The sequence below is a fragment of the Paenibacillus sp. PL91 genome (assembly GCF_012935325.2).
Lineage (GTDB): Bacteria > Bacillota > Bacilli > Paenibacillales > Paenibacillaceae > Pristimantibacillus.
This window is the reverse complement of the sequence record NZ_JABBYG020000005.1, coordinates 140,573-158,239: the sequence shown is the minus strand read 5'-3', so window position 1 is coordinate 158,239 and position 17,667 is coordinate 140,573. Positions and strand designations below refer to the sequence as shown.

Genomic DNA, 17,667 nt, shown 5'->3' with positions numbered 1-17,667 from the left:
GGCTTTTCCCAAGCATCGCTGCCAAAGGAAAGCCCCATATGTTACTAAAAGTTGGACTTGAAAGCAGCAGGTCTTCCAAGCAAATAACCCTGGGCGTAAGCTATGCCCATTTCGCGAACCTTGGCGAGCTCCTCTTCGAGCTCGATGCCTTCGGCGATGATCGATATGTTCATTTTGTCAGCCAGCTGAACTAATGTATACAGAATATGTTCCTTCAATTCATCAAGATGGACGTTCTGAATGATCGAGCGATCAACCTTCAAATAATCTGGCCGCAGCTCCACAATGGATTGCAGAGACGAGTAGCCCGCTCCGACGTCATCGATTGCAATTTGATAGCCTTGGCTTCGATAATGCTCCAATGCCTTCTTTACAGAGCCAAAATCAGCAATGGAGCTTCGCTCCGTAATTTCGAATACAACATGATGCGGCGACAGTCCGTGCTGCTCCAGCAGGCTTAATGTCTTCCCAGGTGAGAAGCACGGGTCCTCCATAATTTGCGCCATGACGTTTATGAACAGCTTCTGTTTCGGCTTAAGCGTCTTGCAGCCCTCAATCGCCTTTTCTCTTGCCAGACGATCGAGCGAATAGTTTAGTCCCTCTTGGTCTGCAAAGTGAAACAGCTCCATCGGCCCTGGAAACCAAGTCTGGTCTAGCGTGCGCGTAAGTGCCTCGTAACCGAATACTTCCCCCTTAGGCTGCAACGAAACGATGGGCTGGTATACCGTATGAATAAGCCGCTCCCTTATTAAACGCTCGATGGCTCGCCGCTTCAAGCTGCGCTCCATAGCTCCGACTGATTGGCCGTGTAAGATCGCTCGTTTCATCACCTCATACCACAGCAAGCCATCCATGCGCGAATCGGCCGCAACAACTGCAATGCCTGCATGCAGCTGTCCTTCTAAACGCCTCCGGCTATGCTTTCCCAGCTCTTCCTTAAATTGAAGCTCCCATTCCTTCTTATGCTTATGGGCAACCTCAAGCAGCCAGCCCTCTAGAGTAGACTGACGTCCAGCAGGGAGTCGCAATTGAATGAACAAATCATCTCTCATCCATTGCATGCCCTCATAAAGCTGAGAATTTCTAAATGTAGCTGCCGTCTCTCGTTCGGCGAACACGCGCCAGCGCTCCTGCAAGGAGGGGATGCTGCTGCTCTGCTCGTCAGACCCGAACTGCCAAGACAAATAGATGATTCCGAGAAGGTCTGAGCTCTCGTTTCCCACGTCCTTTTTCTGCTCTAACTCTCGAAGTAGTCTCAATATCAATGCCGTTCCTCTCCATGAAGCATTCCTATTATTTGATCCTTTATATAGACACTGCCCTTTAATGCCTTTGCTTGCTTCTTCAGCTTTGCAGCCATTCTTGGAATATCCTCGCTCGCTAGCGGCACCTTGCCGTCCCAGATCATGAGCGATAGCGAAAGGGTAACGCCTTCCTGCTCGATGAGCTCGCCATTCCGATCCTCCACGGTTGTCACCTCGATGCCGCCGTAGAATGGCTTGATTCCTGCATCGAATCTTTTGATCAAGGCTTGGCATAGCTGCTCTGCAACGTTGGCATTCGTCACCACGATGAAATCATCCCCTCCGATATGACCGACAAAATCACCGTCGCTGCCGAGCAAGCTTTGCTTCTCGCACAATATTTCAGCTAAATAGCGGATAAGATCATCCCCTAGTCCAAAACCGAAAAAGTCGTTATACCATTTAAAATAGTCAAGGTCCGCATAGATGACGGCAAAGGGTGCACCCTGTCCGATGCGGCGGCGCAGCTCAAGCTGAATCTCCTCGTTTCCCGGCAAGCCTGTAAGGGGATTGGCTCCTCGAGCGGCCTCTGTCCGAAGCGTCGTTATACATTCCAAAATCGACCTTATCGAGGCTGCTCCTGCCATCTGGCCGTCCTTCGTTATGAGCACTACATCATATAGCTGCGAAAAATCTCTAGCCATAGCCAGCTGGGAAACCTGCTCTACAGGCAGCTGTTCATCCACGATAAGCGGCTGTTTGTTCATAATGCGCTCCACCGGCCTATTCCAATAAAGCGGAAGCCCGAATTGGCCAGCAAGCATCTGATGCAGCTTCTCTTTCATCAATATGCCGACCGGCCGCCCTCGGTCGACGATCACCGCTCCCTGCGTTTTGGCATTCGTATCGAATAAAAAAGCAACCTCCGATACTCTTGTCTGCCCAGAGATAATCGGAAACGGAACGGCTAACGCCCCGATACGCACAGTCTTGCTCTGAATACCAGGCGAGTGCAGCTGCCTTATTGGATCGCTGGCTGCAGCTAGCTGAGGCGCGATTGCACTATTACGGACACTTACCTCATTTCCATTACTTCGCTCTAAACCATTTAACATGCTTTTCTCCATCGCACCCAGCAGCATCCGGTAGATAACCGCTTCGGATGATCGGCCTGTTGCAGGCGGAAACGCAGTTGAGACGCCAATGGCGGCTTCCAGCTTCGTTTCCGCGTCATGCTCGCTCTCTCTTTTCGCCCCTGCCTTCCGCAGCTCCTCGGTTAGCCTCTCCACTGCTTGATCGGTAAGCTTGTCGATCGACTCATCCTGCTGCTTGCGATAAAATAAATAAAAATAATCCCACTCTAGCCGCTGACGCCAAAAGAGTCTCGGCTCTCCGCTTTCCCATAGCTGCAATGCTGATTCAGAAGCCGCATTCCCTGCTTGGAAGCGGACATAAATAACGCTGATGCCACCATCATGCCAGCGCTCTTTAATGCTGCGGATCATATCTCGATTGAATAAACCAATCCCAACCTCATCCATCCGAATCCCCTCGATCAACCATTGTCTATTTCAGTTGCATTATGAATGACTTTAACAGGGTTTTGTGAATGGAGATGCATAAAAGAATTAACTTTAGGTAAAATTCGACAAATCCATTAGTGCTTTTGGCCTGTAAGCACAAAAAAACCGTCTAAGCGTCACCGCTTTGACGGTTTTAAGTATTTTTTCGTGCCGATTATACATTCAAATCCGGTCTATTTCCCGTAACGAGATAAACGACGCTCTCACCGATGTTCGTCGCATGATCGCCGAACCTTTCCAGGTAACGTCCAACGAAGCTAAGCAGTGACGCTTGCGTGATGTTGCGTGGATTTTCCATCATTAGTGAGTAAAGTTCACGGGTGATCTGCCCGTACAGAGCATCCACTTGATCATCGTCCTTCGCCATTTTATAAGCCAAGTCCACATTTTCTTGAATAAATGATTGTATCGCTTCATAGGTCATCAGCTGAACGATCTCTGCCATCCGGGGCAAATCGATCAACGGTTTAATAAGCTGCTGGCCTTCTAGACGCAAGACGACCTTCGCAATATCGACGGAATTATCTCCCATCCGCTCCAAGTCGCTCGCGATTTTGAACGCGGACAAAATGCGGCGCAAATCCTTGGCAACCGGCTGCTGCGTCGCAATAAGCTTCGATCCGATTTCCGTAATTTTTTCTTCCATTTGGTTCAAGGTTGGATCATTTGCAATCACTTGTTTCGCACGGTTAACATCAACCGTCTTCAATGCTTCTATCGATTCTGCGAGCGCCTTTTCCACAAAAGTACCCATGTTGATAATCAGGTTATGAAGATGCTCAAGTCCTTGGTCAAACTCTTTACGCGTGGTCATCACAACGGCATTCCTCCTATAGGTTCATGAAACAAGCCCGCTCGAAAGTGCAGGCTGTAAAATAGGTGAAGCAGGCCTAGGCTCTATGAATAGACTATTTCAATAAGCTCGCTCAGCTTAGCCGAAGCGTCCGCTAATATAATCTTCCGTGCGCTGATCAGTCGGATTGGAGAACAGCTTCTCTGTATCCGAATACTCAATGACTTCGCCATTTAAGAAAAAAACGGTTTGGTTGGATACGCGGGCTGCCTGATGCATGTTGTGAGTAACCATTACAATCGTGTACTTGTCCTTCAGCTCTTGGGCAAGCTCTTCAATCTTTAGCGTGGAAATCGGGTCTAGTGCTGAAGTCGCCTCATCCATGAGCAAAATATTCGGATTCACAGCAAGCGCGCGCGCAATACATAGACGCTGCTGCTGGCCGCCGGATAAGCCGAAGGCGGAGCGCTTCAAGTGATCCTTAACTTCATCCCACAATACAGCGGATTTCAAGCTCGTTTCTACAATTTCATCAAGCTCGCGCTTGCTTGTAATGCCATGCAGGCGCGGTCCGTATGCAACATTGTCATAAATGGATTTCGGGAACGGGTTCGGCTGCTGGAACACCATGCCTACTTTTTTGCGAAGCGTCTCTACATCTACTTCATTCGAATAAATTTCTGTTCCGCCGATTGCAATGCCGCCCTCGATCCGAGTGCCTGGAATCATGTCGTTCATGCGGTTCAGCGTGCGAAGCAGCGTCGACTTGCCGCAGCCTGATGGTCCGATGAAAGCGGTGATCGCTTTCTCCGGTATCGTTAACGTTACATCCTTCAAAGCGTGGAAAGCGCCATAAAACAGATTAAGTTTGCTAATATTAATAAGTGCTTCCATATCGTTCTCCTCCTAAGTGTGTTCACTGCTTACGAATTTCTTTAGACGTTTTTTTGGTACTTGTTGCGAAGCAAAATAGCTGAGAAGTTCATTAGTAACAGCAGTGCGAGTAAAACGATAATACCGCTGGCCGCAAGCTCTTTAAACTCAAGCTGAGGCTTAGACAACCAGTTGTACACTTGAATAGGAATAACGGTAAACGAATCCTTGAGACCATTTGGCAAAAATGCGACGTAGGTCAGTGCACCGATCATAACGAGCGGCGCTGTCTCTCCGATTGCCCGCGACATCGCTAAAATGACGCCGGTTAAAACGCCGGGAAGAGCAGATGGCATAACCGAACGGGATACGGTTTGCCATTTGGTCGCGCCAAGCGCGAACGAGGCATCGCGGCGCGATTTGGGAACCGCGCGAATGGCCTCCTGTGCGGAGACGATAATAATCGGAAGCACAAGCAGCGTCATCGTTAATGCACCGGCAATGAGACTGCGGTCGAGCGATAGAAGACGAACGAACAAGGTTAATCCCAAAATGCCGTAAACGATAGAAGGAACACCCGCCAGCGTACTGATATTAAGCTGAATGATCCGAGTAATCCGGCCTTTCTTCGCATATTCCTCCAAATAAATTGCAGCTCCGACACCAAAGATGAAGGAAATCGGCGCCATAAGAAGCAGCATGTAGATCGTGCCTACGAGCGCTGACTTCATTCCGGAACCATCCGCTTTACGGGACGGAAAGTTCGTGAATAGGTCAGGCTGAAGGCGGGAAATGCCGTCAATTAATATATCTACGATTAACGCGCATAGCGCGAGAACGCCGATTGAGGTAGCTACGACGAACAGCATATGCAGCATCCAGTCCGTCTTCCGTCGATTAGCGATTTGCTTTCGGTTCGCGTCTTGAAATATGTTCATCTTAGTACTCCTCTCTGAATTTTCTTGCGATGTACTGGGCAAGAATATTGAGCAGGAACGTAATGACGAACAGCGTCATGCCGACCGCGAAGATCGATCCATACTCAACCGTTCCGTGCGGCGTATCTCCGAGGCTGACCTGAACGATATATGCGGTCATCGTCTGGATACTATCGAGCGGATTAGCGGTCATATTAGGCGTGGAGCCTGCAGCAACCGTAACGATCATCGTCTCGCCGATTGCACGGGAGAAAGCGAGCACGGCCGAAGCCACGATACCGGAAAAGGCAGCGGGTACGACGATTTTCAAAGCGACCTCGAATCTTGTTGCACCCAGCGCATATGCGCCGTCGCGCAAGCTGCGCGGAACAGACGACATTGCATCCTCACTTAGCGAGCAAACCATCGGAATAATCATAATGCCGACTACGATACCGGCACTTAGCGCATTGAACACGCCAGCGCTGTTGAAAATGCTTTGAATAAGCGGAGTTACAAGGCTAAGCGCGAAGTAACCGTACACGATCGTCGGTACGCCTGCCAGTACCTCTAGAATCGGTTTAATGATTTTGCGAACGCGCTTTGGCGCATATTCGGATAAGTAAATGGCGCTTGCCAAACCTAAAGGAATAGCGACTAAGCAGGCAATAAGCGTAATCATAAGCGTACCTGACAAGAGCGGTAGAACGCCGAAGCTTTTTGGAGGGATTAACGGCGACCATTTTGTCCCAAACAGGAAATCAAAAATCGGTATTTTTTGAAAAAACTGATACGTTTCTGAGATGAGTGTGACGACAATCCCTATAGTTGTAAGAACGGATACGGATGCACATAGAAACAGTAGGATTGGCATCAATTTATTCATGATGCTAACTCGTTTATTTTTAAAGTCATACAATTCCTTGCTTGCTGTTTGAGCCTTGCTGGCCGATTGAAGCCCTTGCGTTGGCATTGCGGCGTCCTCCTTCTTGCCTTTACAATTCGTTTACATATGATTCGTGAAAAATGTGATGTCTCGCAAGACACCACATTTTATCATCCAGCAGTTTGGCTGCTTATTGAATTTTTGCCGCTTCCGTCACGTATTGCTCATCAGGAAGAGATACATATCCAACTTCACCAGCGAATGTTCCAATGTTGTTGATATAATATTTCGTGAACTCTTTCACTTCTGGACGCTCAAGCTCTTTATTGCTTACATAGATGTAGAGCGGACGGGACAATGGCGCGTAGCTGCCGTCTTTGATCGTGTCATACGTTGGTATAATTGCACCTGTACCACCGTCAACTGGGACAACTTTCAATTTGTCTGCATTTTCTTCAAAGTAAGCAAAGCCGAAGTAGCCAATACCGTATTTGCTGCCTGCTACGCCTTGTACAAGCGCATTGTCATCTTCCGAGAAGCTAATTGCTTTATCGTTGCGGATACCTGCTTTATCAAGAATGGCTTCGTTAAAATAGTCATAAGTTCCGGAATCTGCACCTGGCGAGAACATGACGATCGGCTCTGCAGGGAAGGTATCGCGAACATCTTTCCAAGTTGCTACTGTGCTGCCTGTTACGAAAATTTTGTTAAGCTCTTCAACGGTCAAGTGATCGATGAAGTCATTGTCTTTGCTTACGACTACTGACAATCCGTCAAATGCTACTGTAAGCTCTGTGTATTCGATGCCAGCTGTTTTACAAGCTGCAGCTTCTTCTTCTTTAATCGGACGGGAAGCATCCGCGATTGCGATCTCGCCTGCGCAAAATTGCTTGAAGCCGCCGCCTGTACCGGATACGCCTACTGGAACGCGCACATCTGTGTGCTCTTTGTTAAATTCTTCAGCAGCCGCTTCAGTAAGCGGGAATACGGTGCTCGAACCGTCGATTTTAATTTCACCGGACAATTTTGCTGTTTCCTCAGTTGGAGCGTTTGTAGCAGCGTTATTCGTACTGCCTGTATTTGCCGAACCATTATTTCCGCCATTTGCATTGTTACCGCAAGCAGCTGCGAATACGAGTACCGCCACCATCGACAACATCAAGATCCCCTTAAAACTTTTTTTCTTTAACAACTCTACCACTCCTCTTTTTCGTATCTGCTCAGGTTGCCCCTGTGCCTCTTATACTAATGCTCGTTTGTAAACCTCGTATTCTGTTTTTGTAAACTCCATGTTAAAAATATGATTGCTGTAATTTTTTCATTTCGTCGGCAACATAAAGCGACTGTAAATGCGCCTTTTCGGATAAGGAGCCGATCTGCTTCGCGCTGTTTCGGTTGTTCGCTGCCGCTTGGAATAAACGATTAAATGCCTCTACCGCCTCATTGACATGGGCTTCGCTAGCTACGGTCTCAGAGCGGCCTTCATGAGCTAGCGTTGTCGTTTGCGAGATTGCTTGAACGATCGTCTTCGTTAAAGTTGTAATTTCGTTCGCGAATTGCTTTGTTTGGCCAGCCAGCTTCATCACTTCGCCAGCTACTACAGCAAAGCCGCGGCCGTGCTCTCCTGCACGCGCTGCTTCTATAGAAGCATTTAGAGCAAGCAAATTGCTTTGCTCCGCCAGCTCCTTGATTAACTGAGATACTTTGCTAATAGAGCCAGCCTCCGCCTGAAGCTCGTTCATCCGATTTTCCTGCATCTGCGAATTCGCGGTGATTGATTCAAACGCCACCATTACTTTATCTAGTTCGTTTTTCCCAGTGAGCGTCAAATCTACCATCTCTACCGACATGGCTTCTCCCTGCTGGGTTGACTCCCGAACGCTATTGACGGCTTGTTCGATTTCATTTACGCGCTGCTCAGCAGAGCGTATCGTTCTCATCTGGATATCAATGGCTTCCTGCTGCAGCAGTCTGGATAGATTAAGCAAATCGGATACAGTCAAAATGCCTGCGAGCCGGTCATTTAACGTTACAATGACACAATCGTAAAGCACGCTTTCATGACGGCTTAATGCGCTGTCAATAAGCTGCTGCGGCGCAAAATGATAATCGACCAGCAAAGGATTTGCATCCATAAGCTTCGAAATCGGCTTGTCGTCATACAAATCCGCGCTAAAGCGATGCCCCAGCTTTAAGAAGAAACGATTCCTCATCATCAGACCGATAGGAGCCCCTTGCTCCCCTATCACGACAACACATTCGCATTCTGGATGCTTTTTAAAAACAGAAATGGTCTCCCGGCATGTTTGCTCCGCTGTAATCGTTGGTGCCTGACGCAAAAAATGATGTAGACTCGCTTTCTGAACGGCTTTCGCTGCCGCGGGCTCTTGAGCTTGCTCCGCCTTACGCTTGCCATGTCCTTTCTTGTCCGCTTCTGCTTCTGCTTCTGATGCTACTTCTGAATCTGCTTCTGCAACTAATGCTTCTGCTTGCTGCAATTTTTCTCCGATAAGCGGTGCGTTCGGATCAGTACTCTCATTTTTCTCGTTTGCCGAGTGTTTTTCTTTCTCAAGAACAGTCGCTGTCACTCACCCTCACCCTTCCTACTTTTTCCTATAGCAATCACTATAGGTCGAAAGCATCAACAGGATTAAGCAGAAATGTTATCGCAATGTTAAATTCGACATTTTTTTTAGTAATGCAATTTAAAATGAATTTCAACACTTAATAGAGAGAGGCGACCAATTAAATAAGCACAAAAAAAAGCTGTGCGCAGCGTACATGATCCTGTACGTTTCACACAGCTTTTATTGAATGAAAAAATTATTTCGACTCGCGCTTCAGAATGCGGCAGCTATATGCTGCCAAATCCAAGTTAGCAGCAACAGCATCACCTGTTAGCAAATCGGAATAGCTCCGTCCGTCAAGGGTAACCGAAACCTCATTTGCGCTAAAGTTCGATACGAATACATAATCGTTTTTGCCGTCTGTCCGCAACTGAGCAGTCACGCTTTCCGGCAGCTCCGAATCAATCACTCGCTTGATTCCTTCTTGCTTCACGATGCTCGAGAGCAAATCAATTGTAAATACGGCATCATTGCGTGAAGCGATGTAATAAGCTTTGCCCGCACCCAATTGATTAACCGTTAATGCAGGCCTTCCAGCGTAGAAATCTTCCCCATATACCGCAAGCGCCTCTGCTCCTTCAAGATGGATGAGATCGCAAAGCTCGCGCGCTGTATACTCGCCGCTTAAGCCAAGTGCATTTCCGTCCTTCATGACGACGCGATTCGAATCATGATCATGCAGGGAATCGATTTCCTCGGACCATATGCCGAGCGTCTTCCGAAGCGGTCCCGGGAAGCCGGTCAGGAAGCATAAGTCGTTCTCGTCGACGATGCCTGTCCAATAGGTCGCCACAAAAATGCCGCCATTTTCAACGAATCGTTCAATCCGCTCGCCGACGCCTGGTCGAACCATGTACAGCATTGGGGCAACAAGCAGCTTGTAGGATTCAAAATCGCATTCCGAATCAATAATATCGACCGGCACGCCAAGATCCCAGAACGGGCGGTAGTGGCGCTTCGCCGTTTCTTCATAATGCAAGCCGCTATTGCGGGGACCTTGCGAATCCTTCACAGCCCAGCGGTTTTCCCAGTCATAGATAAGCGCAACCTCCGGCTTCACCGTTGTGCCGACTACCTCGCTCAGCTTCTCAAGCGTAGCGCCAAGCTCAGCAACGTCGCGGAATACGCGTGTATGCTCATGGCCTACATGGTCGACTACCGCGCCATGAAGCTTTTCGCTCGAGCCTCTGCTCTTGCGCCACTGGAAGTATTGCACCGTATCCGAACCATGAGCGACCGCCTGAAGCGAGGACAGCATATGCATGCCGGGACGCTTTACCTTGCTGATCGGCTGCCAGTTCGTCATGCTCGGCGTGCTTTCCATCAGCATGAACGGCTTGCCGCCGCCAAGCGAACGGAACACATCATGATTGAAGCCGATCCATGCCGCCTGCTCGCTGTCGTCTCCGCCATTGTCATGCCAGGTCGGGTACGCATCCCACGAGATAACATCAAGCAGCTCCGTAAATTTCCAATAGTTAAGCGGCTCGAAATCAAGCATGAAGTTTGTCGTGATCGGAAGCTCGGAATTTGCAGCGCGCAGCGGATCGATTTCTTGCTTGCAGAAATCAACCGTCTGGTCAGTCACGAATCTTCTCCAGTCTACGTTTTGACCGTGAACCGCTTTCTCGCCGCGACTAGTCGGAGATTCGACTTGGCTCCAATCGGTATACGTATGGCTCCAGAACGTCGTCCACCAAGCATCGTTAAGCGCATCGATCGTTCCGTATTTATTTTTCAGCCAGCCGCGGAAAGCCTCTTCGCAATAGGAGCAGTGGCATTCGCCGCCATACTCATTCGAAATATGCCAGCCAATGACCGCTGGATGATCGGAATACCGCTCAGCAAGCTTCGTATTCATGATCGTTACCTTCTCGCGGTAAACCGGCGATGAGAAGCAATGATTATGGCGAGCGCCATGCAGGTTGCGGATGCCATTTGGCGCAACGCGGAGCACCTCGGGATATTTTTGAGACATCCATACGGGACGCGCTCCGCTTGGAGTGGCAAGCAAAGCATAGATGCCGTTAGCAGCAAATTTATCTAGCAGCGAATCAAGCCACTCGAACGTAAATACGCCTTCCTCAGGCTCAATAGCCATCCATGCAAAAATGCCGACTGACATAACATTGCAATGCGCAAGCTTCATCAGCCTAATATCTTCCTCCAGCACCTCGGGATATTTCTGCCACTGGTCTGGATTATAATCTGCACCATGCAGCATTTGCGGTATTTTGGAACTTATCGGAGCAAATTTCATATTCAATTCAGCAACCTCCAGTTTAGTCTTGATTGTACCTATCTTTGGTTATACTATAATGATATTCATATTATATCTCGTTCTTCTAACCAACTATATAATAGTATTTTCGCATCACTTTCAAAATATGAACCTGGAGGCTGCTATTATCGACACGATGGTTTTTCCGACTTTGACAGAGACGGACACGACACTTCCGGTTTACCTCACCAGTATCGGGCATTGGAGCAATCAAGAGCCGATCGACCGCCCAAGCGGCTACCCTCATTTTCAGTGGCTGCAGGTTATAGCGGGAACAGGCGAGCTCCGCGTCGGCGATCAGATCATGACTGTTCGTGCCGGCCAAGGCTTCTGCCTTTTTCCAAACGAGCAGCATGCTTACTATTCCATTCAGGAGCCTTGGGAGATCATTTGGATGAGCTTTCGAGGGGACTTGTCAGACAAGCTGTTCAGGCAAGCAGGAATTACACAATCCGGTGTCTATTCTACTGCCGATCATGATATGATTGTTACCCATATGAAAAATATTTCCGCAATGACGCAGTCCGGCCGATCCTTTCTCGGACTTGAATGCTCTAAGCTTGTTTACATGTTTTTGCTCGATTTGATGAAGGTTATTCTTGTAAGCTCTCACTCGGTGGAGCAAAACTATTTGAAGCTTCAGCCTGTGCTTCAATATATTGAAGCGCATTACAATGAGCTGATTGCAATAAAGGATCTTGCAGGCTGTATTGACGTAACGCCGCAGTATTTATGCTTGCTGTTCAAGAAGGCGCTGAAAATGAGGCCGATGGAGTATGTGAACCGGGAGCGCGTCAATCGGAGCAAGGAGCTAATGTTCCGTGAGAGCGATATCAAAATGCACGAAATCGCACATCGCGTGGGCTTCGATTCACCCAGCTATTTCAGCTCTGTTTTCAAGAGGCATGAAGGATTAAGCCCCGAGCAATTCAAAAAAATACACGGCATGCGTTAGCAGCTTGTCTGGAACTAACAGCCGCCGACAGAGGTTGCTTCAGGTACTGTAAGAACACATTTGCGCTTACAGCGTCCAATCACATGTTTCTCAAAATTGCAGGAGGTTTAAATACGACTATGTCCGATAAAAAACTGATTTTTAGCGAGATTGACCGATACGCAGAGGATTTCCGTTCCATATCACGCTCCGTAGGCAGCTGTCCTGAGCTTGGTCATGAGGAGTTTTTCGCATCAGAGCTGCTTTGTACCGAGCTGTTGAAATACGGCTTCGAGGTTGAGCGCGGCATCCTTAACATTGAAACGTCCTTCATCGCAGTCTACGATACCGGCAAGCCAGGACCGACAGTCGGCTTCCTATGCGAATATGATGCATTGCCGGAAATCGGGCATGCTTGCGGACATCATCTTATTTGCTCGATGAGCGTCGCCGCTGCGGTCGGACTGAAAGCTGCGCTCGAAGGCAGCGGCATCGGCGGGAAAATCCGCATCTACGGCACGCCTGCCGAGGAAACACGCGGCGCTAAAGTTCCGATGTCCGCTGCCGGCTTATTCGATGATTGCGATTTTGCGCTAATGGCGCATCCCTACCATACCTTCGAGCAATCTGGAGAGTCACTGGCGATTGATGCGATCCAATTTGAGTTTCATGGCATAGCCGCACATGCTGCAGCGAGCCCCCATGAAGGCATTAACGCGCTTGATGCGGTGCTCCAGCTTTTTAACAGCATCAACGCGCTTCGCCAGCAGACACGCAGCGACGCGCGTATTCATGGAATAATCGACAATGGCGGAAAAGCGCCTAATATCATTCCGGACTACGCATCGGCAAAATTTTATATTCGCGCATCAACACGCACCTATTTGAAGGAGCTGTCCGCCAAGATGATGCGCTGTGCGGAAGGGGCAGCCCTGCAAACAGGCTGTACTCTCACAACCAACGCATTCGAGTTCTCTTATGACGAGCTTATTACGAACGAAGCTTTATCCGAGCAGTTCAACGCCAATCTCATTGACGCGGGTATCCGTCCGGAGCAGATCGAGATCGGCAAGGATCACGGCTCGCTTGATTTAGGCAACGTCTCCGTTCGCTGTCCGGCTATCCATCCTTTCGTCAAGGTTGTTCAAGACCGGCTGCTTCTTCATACGGAGGCATTCCGCGAAGCAGCAATGACGGATTATGCACTCGACGGGATGCTCTTCGGGGCTAAAATGCTCGCCGCCACAGCATTCGACGTATTTGCAGATCCTGCCCTGCTCGCCCGCATTCGCTCCGAATTCGAGCTGCAAACGAAGAGCAGGCAATGATACTGACTTCGCTCGTATAAGGAGGGCTGGCAAAAGTGAATAATTCCATCATCAATAGCCATGAGATTACTCAAATCTGTTTGTTGGCCGGCAAAATCATTTTGCAAAACGGCGGCGAAACCTATCGCGTCGAGGATACGATGGTACGTATAGCAGCTGCCTACGGCATTGAGAACTCACATAGCTTCGTTACGCCGACCGGCATTATTTTTGCCATCGACGGTTCATCCCAAATGACGAAGCTGATTCGAATCTCGGAACGATCGACCAACCTTCTCAAAGTGTCGTTAGTTAACGACATTTCCAGAAAAATAAGCACGGGCAGCCTTGCAGCAGGCGATGCGCATCGGCTGCTGCAGGAAATAGACACGAATGCCTTCATCTATCCTGCATGGCTAAAAGTGCTGGCTGCGGCTATTGCTAGCGGCTGCTTTCTCATTATGTTTCAAGGCAGCTGGCGCGACTTTATCCCCGTTATGCTGATCAGCGGCATAGGCTTCGGATTTATGATGCGGTTGCATCGAATCGTACCCATCAAATTTTTCTCGGAATTTATAACCGCCCTCCTCATCGGTACGCTCTCTGTGCTGTTTGTACATAAAGGGCTGGGGGTTGACTTGGACAAAATCATCATCGGCTCAGTCATGCCTCTCGTACCTGGCTTGCATATTACGGCTGCAGTCAGGGATTTGATGGCTGGGCATCTTGTATCGGGGCTGTCGAAGGGGGCAGAAGCCTTTCTAACCGCTTTCGCCGTAGGCGCAGGCATCGCCGCCGTGCTGTCTTTTTACTAATGAGATAATGGAGGTGCATCACGTTGATGATGCTGGAACAGCTATTCACGAGCTTCATAGCCTCAGCGGCTTTCGGCCTCATCTTCAACGTACCGAGGCGGACGCTTCTGCACTGCGGCGCGGTAGGCATGATCGGCTGGATCATTTATGTTTCCTGTACGCAGCTTACAATGGACGTCATACCGGCAACACTTATTGCCGCATTTGTTGTAACCGTGATCAGCCAGCTATTCTCTAAGCTTTACAAAACGCCCATTATCGTCTTTAGCGTTTCAGGCATTATCCCTTTAGTACCGGGCGGACTCGCGTATGATGCGATGAGGAACGTCGTTGAGGATAACTATGATATTGCGGTACAGCTGGCTGTCAAAGCTTTTATGATTTCGGGAGCCATTGCGATTGGACTTGTATTCTCAGAGGTCATTAATCAAATCATACGGAAGACCGAGCGTTAAAAAATTGTGGATTTGATCATCTGCTGCCAGGGAGGAGATTTAAGCATGCATCAGATCGTAACGCCTGACGGCCGAATTAACGATGAGAAAATATGGCGGAGAGAGCCGCTTTATAAGGGGATGAACGGAAGCTGCGTCGAACGGATCTATGTTACGCCTTCCGATACGCTTATCTTCAAGCCGCTCACGAATAATGATCAATTAGGCAAGGAAGCATGGGTATATGAGCATATTTTGCCAGCCCTTCCGCCTATCTATCCCCAATTGCTTGCCAACTCATCGTCTAGTGATCCCTCATCCCATTGGCTCATGTTTGAAGATCTAGGAACATTGAAGCATCCTTTCGACGAGGCTACGGCAATCGGGTTAATTGCCTACATAGCTAGCTGGCATTCGCTTCCGGTCAGCCACTTGCTTCAAGCCCCGCTTCGCGGACCGAAGCCTGAAGCTAAAGCAATACTTGCAGAGCTGCTGCATCGCGGGACCCACCCCTTTGAGCTTGCAGCGCAGTGGCCAAGTATACCAATCCCTTTACTAGAGTCCTTATTTACCGTGCTCCAGCAAGAAAGCTTCGCATCGGATGATCTTGTGCTCTCGCACGGCGACTTGCATCTTGGCAATTATGCTAAAGTGAAAGGACAAATCAAAGTGCTCGACTGGGAGCATGCACATCTGAACAGCCGCTATTGGGACTTGTATCATGTTATTGATCTCTCTCATCCCACTTTTCCGAAGGAGATGACAACAACGGTACGCGAACGTTTGCTGGATCAATATCTCCTGTTGATTGCGCAGCAAGGCAACGGTACGCACGCACCCGACTTTAAAAGGGGTTATTATGTATTTTCATGCCTTTTCTCGCTATGGATGATGAAGCTTATCGCAAGTGACATTCAAGCGAACAAAGGTACATGGCCAATTGACCAATTAAAGCAGCAGCTTGAAGAGACGACAGCTAATCTCCTGCAATGCGCTAGAAGCCTACAGGTTTAATCCGCGCCATTATCTTGAATCGCATATCTTGCGCGCAATATTTCTGCCATTGTGAATATCTGCTCAGAGGTCGGAATGACCAGCTTCTCCTCCGCTTCCCTCATGCCCGACTCCGTCTGCCGAGAGATGATGATTCGTTTGACGGCATTTGCAAATGCCCCGCCAGCGCCAGAACCCAGATTCGTCAGCTGCTCCAAACTAGCAGTGCTCTCTTCGGTCACCGAAGGATACTCGCTATCGCTTTTCCCCTTCGCTGCTTTGTCGTAGAATGAGCGAACGAAGCTTGCCCGCTCCTGTCCCCGGCCCTCCGCTACAACAAAGGCTTGCACAATGTAGGCATGCGTCTGCCGCCGCTGCGCGATTCCGCAAAACTTAAAGCCGCCAATGCTCAAATCAAATTCGCCTGGACAATACGCTCCCTGAATTTCGCCCTTGTCCACTTGGCAGCCAGTCTCCTTCAACGCTTGGCGAATCAGGCCATACATCCTCTCGAAATCATCGTGAAAATGAAACGAATCCACATTTGGCTTTGGCATAATGAGCGAAATATTAATGACACCAAGGTCAAGAGGTACAGCGGCTCCGCCTGAGTTGCGGACGGCTGTCGACCAGCCCTGCGTCTGCAGCAAGCGCTCTGCTTCCGCAGCACCGGGCAGCCTGCTATCTTTAAGCCCCATGACAAAGCCTCTCGGATGACGCCATATATGGCAAATTGCAGGCCCGCCCTGTCCCGTTCTTCTGCAAAGCAGCTCATCCAACGCAAACGGATATAACACGTCCAGCTCAGCTACCTCATTCATCCGATCCAGCAGCAATATATTATCTAATCCTAAATCTTTAATCGAATCCTGTTCCATTTTTCTCCGTCCAGCCCTCTCATGCTTATCGTTCCGATTACTTGCTCAACATCTATTTTACCGATAACCGAGCGTTCCTGCATCTTCTATCCCACTTTGACACAATATTTGACAGAGGAGTAGAACAATACCGTTTAATTGCAATCCTCCTTATTGCTAATGACCTGCGCTTTCACTACAATAAGGATATTGTCATGCAGCGCCAAGGGGGAAGCAATAAAATGGAAGCCTTTAATGAAAAAGTCGCATACGAGAACCCATTGCTGTCGCTGCGCATATTTCAAACCGAGCGCAATCTTGATGGATTTACAAACTGGCATTATCATAAACAGCTTGAGCTTCTGCTCATTCTTGAGGGTAATTTGGACATTTATGTAGATGAGGAATGCTTCCATCTTACGCCAGGAGATGTAGTGTTAATCGGAGCTTCCGAGCTTCATCGCGATCGCAGCCACAGCACGCTCGACTATATCGTGCTCCAATTTGATCTTGAGCCTTTTTTTGATCAAAGCACCATCCCTTATATGCGGTATTTCTCAGAGACGCAGCTGCCGCTTAGCAAAGCGAATTACATTTTCGAGGAAAATAGTTCTGTTAAACTGCAAACCGCTTCATGCATACAGCAGATTTTGAACGAAGCAACCCGCAAGGAAACCGGCTACGAGCTCGCCGTCAGCATTCTCATCAGGCAAATATTGCTGCTCTTGCTTCGTCATGACACGCGCAAGGTGCTGATCGAGCAGGATAATTTTGACCGGATTCGCCTTAAGCCCGTGCTTGATTATATTGAGAATCATCTGACCGATCGGATTCAAGTGGAGGAAGTTTGCAAAATCGCGAATATGAGCTATTACTATTTCGTCAAATATTTTAAGAAAACGATCGGCTTATCGTTTACCGAATATGTGAACTATCGCAAAGTGAAATGGGCGGAGCGGATATTGCTGACGAAGGATTTAAGCATTTCGGAGGTTGGCGAGCGAATTGGGATGCCGAATATGGCGCATTTTTATAAAATGTTCAAAAAATATAACGACTGCTCGCCGAAGCAATTCCAGCGTAAAATGCTCGTCTGGAATCGGCAATAGCCAGCCTATCATGC

Annotated in this window: 16 protein-coding genes; 6 read left to right on the top strand and 10 right to left on the bottom strand. The window is 48.7% G+C overall.

Annotated elements, in window-relative coordinates; genetic code table 11:
• Nucleotides 1-44: 44 nt before the first annotated feature.
• The 9 genes from HI950_RS36685 to HI950_RS13995 all read right to left on the bottom strand — a co-directional run bounded on the left by HI950_RS36685 (nucleotide 45) and on the right by HI950_RS13995 (nucleotide 11,183).
• A complete protein-coding gene (locus tag HI950_RS36685) occupies nucleotides 45-1,223 on the bottom strand; it encodes an EAL domain-containing protein (protein WP_169085216.1) in 1,179 nt (392 codons plus the stop codon).
• A 38-nt stretch (nucleotides 1,224-1,261) separates the two neighbouring features.
• Nucleotides 1,262-2,785: a GGDEF domain-containing protein gene (locus HI950_RS14030; protein WP_169085218.1), complete on the bottom strand. Its 1,524-nt coding sequence runs from the start codon at nucleotides 2,783-2,785 to the stop codon at nucleotides 1,262-1,264.
• A gap of 196 nt (nucleotides 2,786-2,981) precedes the next feature.
• Complete coding sequence (phoU, locus tag HI950_RS14025; RefSeq protein WP_169085506.1) at nucleotides 2,982-3,641, bottom strand: phosphate signaling complex protein PhoU; 660 nt, start codon at nucleotides 3,639-3,641, stop codon at nucleotides 2,982-2,984.
• Between the two features lie 117 nt (nucleotides 3,642-3,758).
• A complete protein-coding gene (gene pstB, locus HI950_RS14020) occupies nucleotides 3,759-4,514 on the bottom strand; it encodes a phosphate ABC transporter ATP-binding protein PstB (protein WP_169085220.1) in 756 nt (251 codons plus the stop codon).
• 41 nt (nucleotides 4,515-4,555) lie between these two features.
• The gene (gene pstA, locus HI950_RS14015; RefSeq protein WP_169085222.1) at nucleotides 4,556-5,431 is read right to left on the bottom strand and encodes a phosphate ABC transporter permease PstA; all 876 of its coding nucleotides are present in this window, start codon (nucleotides 5,429-5,431) and stop codon (nucleotides 4,556-4,558) included.
• Nucleotide 5,432: 1 nt separating this feature from the next.
• Nucleotides 5,433-6,296, bottom strand: coding sequence for a phosphate ABC transporter permease subunit PstC (gene pstC / locus HI950_RS14010; protein WP_223285301.1), 864 nt, complete (start codon nucleotides 6,294-6,296; stop codon nucleotides 5,433-5,435).
• Between the two features lie 190 nt (nucleotides 6,297-6,486).
• A complete protein-coding gene (locus HI950_RS14005) occupies nucleotides 6,487-7,488 on the bottom strand; it encodes a PstS family phosphate ABC transporter substrate-binding protein (protein WP_169085226.1) in 1,002 nt (333 codons plus the stop codon).
• Between the two features lie 100 nt (nucleotides 7,489-7,588).
• Nucleotides 7,589-8,884, bottom strand: coding sequence for a methyl-accepting chemotaxis protein (locus HI950_RS36680; RefSeq protein WP_169085228.1), 1,296 nt, complete (start codon nucleotides 8,882-8,884; stop codon nucleotides 7,589-7,591).
• Nucleotides 8,885-9,119: 235 nt separating this feature from the next.
• Nucleotides 9,120-11,183 (bottom strand): beta-galactosidase, encoded by a 2,064-nt coding sequence (locus tag HI950_RS13995; protein WP_317618372.1) that lies wholly within the window; start codon nucleotides 11,181-11,183, stop codon nucleotides 9,120-9,122.
• Nucleotides 11,184-11,241: 58 nt separating this feature from the next.
• On the opposite strand from HI950_RS13995, the gene HI950_RS13990 reads away from it, so the two are divergent.
• The 5 genes from HI950_RS13990 (at nucleotide 11,242) to HI950_RS13970 (ending at nucleotide 15,708) form a co-directional block, all read left to right on the top strand.
• The gene (locus tag HI950_RS13990; protein ID WP_169085230.1) at nucleotides 11,242-12,159 is read left to right on the top strand and encodes an AraC family transcriptional regulator; all 918 of its coding nucleotides are present in this window, start codon (nucleotides 11,242-11,244) and stop codon (nucleotides 12,157-12,159) included.
• A gap of 119 nt (nucleotides 12,160-12,278) precedes the next feature.
• Nucleotides 12,279-13,466 carry a M20 family metallopeptidase gene (locus HI950_RS13985; protein ID WP_169085233.1) on the top strand — a complete coding sequence of 396 codons (1,188 nt, stop codon included), beginning with the start codon at nucleotides 12,279-12,281 and terminating at the stop codon, nucleotides 13,464-13,466.
• Nucleotides 13,467-13,501: 35 nt separating this feature from the next.
• Nucleotides 13,502-14,260 carry a threonine/serine exporter family protein gene (locus tag HI950_RS13980; protein WP_169085235.1) on the top strand — a complete coding sequence of 253 codons (759 nt, stop codon included), beginning with the start codon at nucleotides 13,502-13,504 and terminating at the stop codon, nucleotides 14,258-14,260.
• A 26-nt stretch (nucleotides 14,261-14,286) separates the two neighbouring features.
• Complete coding sequence (locus tag HI950_RS13975; protein WP_187768094.1) at nucleotides 14,287-14,715, top strand: threonine/serine exporter family protein; 429 nt, start codon at nucleotides 14,287-14,289, stop codon at nucleotides 14,713-14,715.
• A gap of 45 nt (nucleotides 14,716-14,760) precedes the next feature.
• The gene (locus tag HI950_RS13970; protein ID WP_169085237.1) at nucleotides 14,761-15,708 is read left to right on the top strand and encodes a phosphotransferase; all 948 of its coding nucleotides are present in this window, start codon (nucleotides 14,761-14,763) and stop codon (nucleotides 15,706-15,708) included.
• On the opposite strand, the gene HI950_RS13965 is transcribed toward HI950_RS13970, so the two are convergent.
• On the bottom strand, nucleotides 15,705-16,565 hold the full coding sequence (locus HI950_RS13965) for a lipoate--protein ligase family protein (protein ID WP_169085239.1): 861 nt from the start codon (nucleotides 16,563-16,565) through the stop codon (nucleotides 15,705-15,707). The two genes, HI950_RS13970 and HI950_RS13965, sit on opposite strands and share 4 nt — an antisense overlap.
• Before the next feature lie 221 nt (nucleotides 16,566-16,786).
• On the opposite strand from HI950_RS13965, the gene HI950_RS13960 reads away from it, so the two are divergent.
• The gene (locus HI950_RS13960) at nucleotides 16,787-17,653 is read left to right on the top strand and encodes an AraC family transcriptional regulator (RefSeq protein ID WP_169085241.1); all 867 of its coding nucleotides are present in this window, start codon (nucleotides 16,787-16,789) and stop codon (nucleotides 17,651-17,653) included.
• Nucleotides 17,654-17,667 lie beyond the last annotated feature (14 nt).

Excerpts from the sequence above, each read along its gene's own strand:
- pstB (WP_169085220.1), bottom strand. The coding sequence starts at position 4,514 with ATGGAAGCACTTATTAATATTAGCAAACTTAATCTGTTTTATGGCGCT.
- pstA (WP_169085222.1), bottom strand. The coding sequence starts at position 5,431 with ATGAACATATTTCAAGACGCGAACCGAAAGCAAATCGCTAATCGACGG.
- phoU (WP_169085506.1), bottom strand. The coding sequence starts at position 3,641 with ATGACCACGCGTAAAGAGTTTGACCAAGGACTTGAGCATCTTCATAAC.
- pstC (WP_223285301.1), bottom strand. The coding sequence starts at position 6,296 with ATGAATAAATTGATGCCAATCCTACTGTTTCTATGTGCATCCGTATCC.
- HI950_RS13995 (WP_317618372.1), bottom strand. The coding sequence starts at position 11,183 with ATGAAATTTGCTCCGATAAGTTCCAAAATACCGCAAATGCTGCATGGT.
- HI950_RS13990 (WP_169085230.1), top strand. The coding sequence starts at position 11,242 with ATGATATTCATATTATATCTCGTTCTTCTAACCAACTATATAATAGTA.
- HI950_RS13960 (WP_169085241.1), top strand. The coding sequence starts at position 16,787 with ATGGAAGCCTTTAATGAAAAAGTCGCATACGAGAACCCATTGCTGTCG.
- HI950_RS13965 (WP_169085239.1), bottom strand. The coding sequence starts at position 16,565 with ATGGAACAGGATTCGATTAAAGATTTAGGATTAGATAATATATTGCTG.
- HI950_RS13970 (WP_169085237.1), top strand. The coding sequence starts at position 14,761 with ATGCATCAGATCGTAACGCCTGACGGCCGAATTAACGATGAGAAAATA.
- HI950_RS14030 (WP_169085218.1), bottom strand. The coding sequence starts at position 2,785 with ATGGATGAGGTTGGGATTGGTTTATTCAATCGAGATATGATCCGCAGC.
- HI950_RS13975 (WP_187768094.1), top strand. The coding sequence starts at position 14,287 with ATGATGCTGGAACAGCTATTCACGAGCTTCATAGCCTCAGCGGCTTTC.
- HI950_RS13985 (WP_169085233.1), top strand. The coding sequence starts at position 12,279 with ATGTCCGATAAAAAACTGATTTTTAGCGAGATTGACCGATACGCAGAG.